We start from the raw sequence: 3,578 nt of genomic DNA on the forward strand, positions 1-3,578 counted from the left end.
GGTTGTATGGGCGGGTGTTTGCGGTGGTGCGGGGGTTGGTGTTTTTGGCTGCGGGTGGGACTTTTGAATAAGCCTCTTAGCCGTCCATTGTTCAGTTACGACTTGACTAATTATTCCACGAGAATAAACCGGATCTGCAATAATTGGGTAGGCGTACTCTCCTGATTTGTGATCGACATGTTGCACTAACTTGTTATCCCTTATGTCAAAGAAAGTAGGAACAGTTTCACCCGCTGCGTCTTTAGCCCAAGGCTCGTCAATCACCGCAGAGATTTCTCCTTTGGAATCCAGGACAACGATGTACTTGTCTACTTTTGAAAATTTCTCGCCTTCAGGCAGAACAAAATTATATTCATATTTAGACGGGGCATTTATATTTTTTATTGCTGTGGAAAACTGAAGATCCCCAGTTTCTTTTAAGGAAGTGTAGGAGTCATAGTTTATTCCTTCAAATCCTGCTACAGAATCAGCGACAACCTGGGCGTCTGATGCACCTTCTTCCGTCGGCATCGTAATCAATGTTCTTGAATTGGAGTCTTCAATCGATACTGGTGAATCTGAGTCCTTAGGGACTTCAATTTTTAATTCCCCTGAGTCGAGAAGAAAAATATTCTCTGAATCCCCCTCTGTGGTTTCACCAGGTAAGTTTCCTTCCAAGGGGTGGTATGTGGCATCTAGTGAAACATTGGAAATCGCTTCTAATGATCCATCTAATTGGGAATCCATGGCAAAGAATGGAGAGTATAAAAGAGGTATCACTAAAGTTGTAACAGAAAGAATCTTTAATTTTTTTTAACATTTTTACCCACTTTTGTCGAAGAGATATCCTAAAACACCTGTCAGTACGATTACCCAGTACAGGATAAACAAGGCAGCTATAGTGAATGCGGCGATTTTAAGCTTGCGAGGCAACCTGAACTCACATCCTTCCTGTGACACGGCTCATACTACATGGGTTTGGGGGTGGTGTCTAGGTTCTTTGAGGGCCGTTCAGAAGCTCTGATATGTACTGGGTCTAGTTCCACATTATGTGTAGCAGGTTCCGGATGATTTTGGTTTGGAACTTTAACGTGACTGTAGTCTTCTACTTACGGTGCCGTTTTGCGTATTCTTTCCGTGCTTCTTCCCACACGAACTCTCTTGTTTCCTCGTAGTTCCCGCGAATTTCTTCTCTGGAGAGCCCCTTCTGCCACGGTTTTGTCATTATGGCGAGAAAAACTACTGCGCACCCGAATAGTGCAAACCAAACGCTTGCAACAAATACACTTCTAAAAAGTATGAACGCAAGAATAAATGCTACACAAGGTGTCACGAGCACTTCATAGAATGCGTAGAGAAATCCACCTGGACTTGCATGCTGAGCTCTGACAACGAGTGGACGTTGCAACAGAGAAACCAGAAGCTCAGAGACAATCACTGTAAGGAATAAGAAAACTAGAGTTTTCTGGAAGTCTGTTCTCAGTTCGGTAAAGAAAAGCGAAGAAAGCCAGTATGTAAAGCCGACCCCGATCGCAGTCAGCCCCCCGGTCATTAGATGGCCAATGTATGTATCTGACAGGCTTACATACTCTCTGTTGTTCTCATTGAAAATGTTTGTCTCTGGCATTTAAGTGGCTTTCTCTTAAAATACTGCTGGGCGGTAGGGGAAAGTATCCTCCATCACCCAGCTTCGTCTTCCTTTAGTTGAAGCAGTTGTTGACGACACCACCGATACCTAGCAGTTCGCCTAGGACCGTGGCTGCTTCTCCGCCAATCTCTCGGATTGCAGCCCCGCTACGGATAGCTGTCCAAATTCCGCGGAAACCACCCCAGATAGCTCGTGCTCTCCGAATCCAGCCAATAATTTTGGAAACTGGAATACCAGTAGAAGCGACAAACCCTGCAAGGGAAGCAACACAAGAACCGACGTTGAACTGAGGACGCGCAACCCCCCAAATCAGCAGATAATGGTAGAAGGAACTACAACAGTAGTATTTCCAAGGTATCGCCCAATCTCTTGCTCATAATTTGGGTAGGTTTTCGGGTCAGCGTTCTTAAGAGCGGCAGGAAGTGAATCTAGTTTCTTGAGAATCAAATCTAGCTACTGGTCTTCAGTCATAAGTGCCTGAGACTTGGAAGTCAACGCAGTTGCAGGTGTAGTTGCACCGAATGCAAGCAGCGTCCCAGCTGCGCCAATTCCGAGAAGAGCTCTACGTCGGTCAATCATTTCTTGTCTCCATTTCTAGGCGAAACACTTGTATATGAGATTTACAACACATCATACGGGTGTTGCTCATGTTTGACAAGAGAAAAATAAAGAAGATTTTTAACGCGCAGATTTTCCTGTGACTAGGGCAGGCTTTGAACGATAAAGAACCAGCCCTTTAGAGCCCTGGTTCTTACCCTGCCCTGCGCCTTCTTCAAGGACTTTCGCGCCGGGGTAGTGTTCCAGCGCCTTTTCTAGCGCAGGACGAAACTGCTTCTTAAATTCTTGGAGGTCTTGAGCCTGTGACCCGAACTGCGCCGCCAGCTGCTCCCAGCTCACGTAAAGCGGTTGGGGCAGGCGAGGTAAGCGGCTAACAAGCCAAAGATAAATATCCATCGCCATCGGTGACTTGGACTCTGCAAGCAGGTCACGCCACGCAGCGGTATTGATGGGGACAGCGTTATTTTGCACGACTTCTCAAAGAAGTCGTCCGAGAGCAGCAGGTAGGACTCGTGTTCTTTAATGTCGGCATTGGCGTCGAAGACGATTTCACGACCGCGACCGACCATCAAGTCATATTCGGTGATTTTAGTTTTGCGCAATTTACGGTGTAGCCACCTGCGAAATCATTGGGTTGTTTCTTACCTCATATAACTTTATGGAAGAAGACCAGGCAGCTGATTAAGGGCCTCTAGACCAGAACGAGCAATGTCTTGAGCTTCTGCCGTTACCCCTTGATGCAGACCGAGCGCTGCAGCGGCAAGAATCCCTTTCAACCGTTCAATACCTACTGACAAGATAGATACATCTGGATTTGGTTGAGCTGTTTCTTGAAGGGTCTGCTCTGCAATCGTCTTGAATTTTTGCTTTTCTTCTTCAGCGATAGGTGATGTATCGATATCTGTGAGAACTTGTTCAAGTCCCTGCGCGAACTCCTCAAATCCAGTAGCAACATTCTCTTGATGTTCGCTAGTTTGAGTAATATTTTGAGAACCCCACGCAATCTGCGTTCGATTACCGTAGTTGGTAACAACTGGAGCATGGTAGTTGTTAACGATAGTCGGAGCAGAGTCAGGCTTCTGACTTTTGTCTTGTCCTGATACTTCTAAATACCCTTGAATAGGGATGGAGACTGGGTTCTTGTCGAATTCACACTGGAGATTACGCGTGAGTTTCTCAACCGCAGATTTATTGATCTTAAAGTTAGCTGGCACTTTTATATCATCTTTCTACAGATAGCTCGCTTATTAGAAACCATTTGATTCAAGAACCCCAGCAAAATCTGATATCCCAACCTTGCGTAATCCCTGGAGGTAATGAGGCTTATTCAAAAGTCCCACCCGCAGCCAAAAACACCAACCCCCGCACCACCGCAAACACCCGCCCATACAAC

The 3,578-nt window shown here is 45.9% G+C and carries 3 protein-coding genes and 1 pseudogene; all 4 read right to left on the reverse strand.

The features are described from left to right. Positions 1 to 726 (reverse strand): annotated as a pseudogene (locus ACED87_RS09310) (hypothetical protein); the annotation flags it as partial. Positions 727 to 1,084: 358 nt separating this feature from the next. Beyond that, positions 1,085 to 1,606 carry a hypothetical protein gene (locus ACED87_RS09315; protein WP_449090008.1) on the reverse strand — a complete coding sequence of 174 codons (522 nt, stop codon included), beginning with the start codon at positions 1,604 to 1,606 and terminating at the stop codon, positions 1,085 to 1,087. 699 nt (positions 1,607 to 2,305) lie between these two features. After that, on the reverse strand, positions 2,306 to 2,656 hold the full coding sequence (locus ACED87_RS09320) for a hypothetical protein (RefSeq protein ID WP_449090009.1): 351 nt from the start codon (positions 2,654 to 2,656) through the stop codon (positions 2,306 to 2,308). Positions 2,657 to 2,841: 185 nt separating this feature from the next. Beyond that, positions 2,842 to 3,399 carry a hypothetical protein gene (locus tag ACED87_RS09325; RefSeq protein ID WP_449090010.1) on the reverse strand — a complete coding sequence of 186 codons (558 nt, stop codon included), beginning with the start codon at positions 3,397 to 3,399 and terminating at the stop codon, positions 2,842 to 2,844. Positions 3,400 to 3,578: the final 179 nt, after the last annotated feature.

It is taken from the genome of Rothia sp. 32237D007AR, from assembly GCF_053544675.1.

What these genes read in the sequence shown, in the direction of transcription:
- ACED87_RS09315 (WP_449090008.1), bottom strand. Translation starts at nt 1,606, where the DNA reads ATGCCAGAGACAAACATTTTCAATGAGAACAACAGAGAGTATGTAAGC.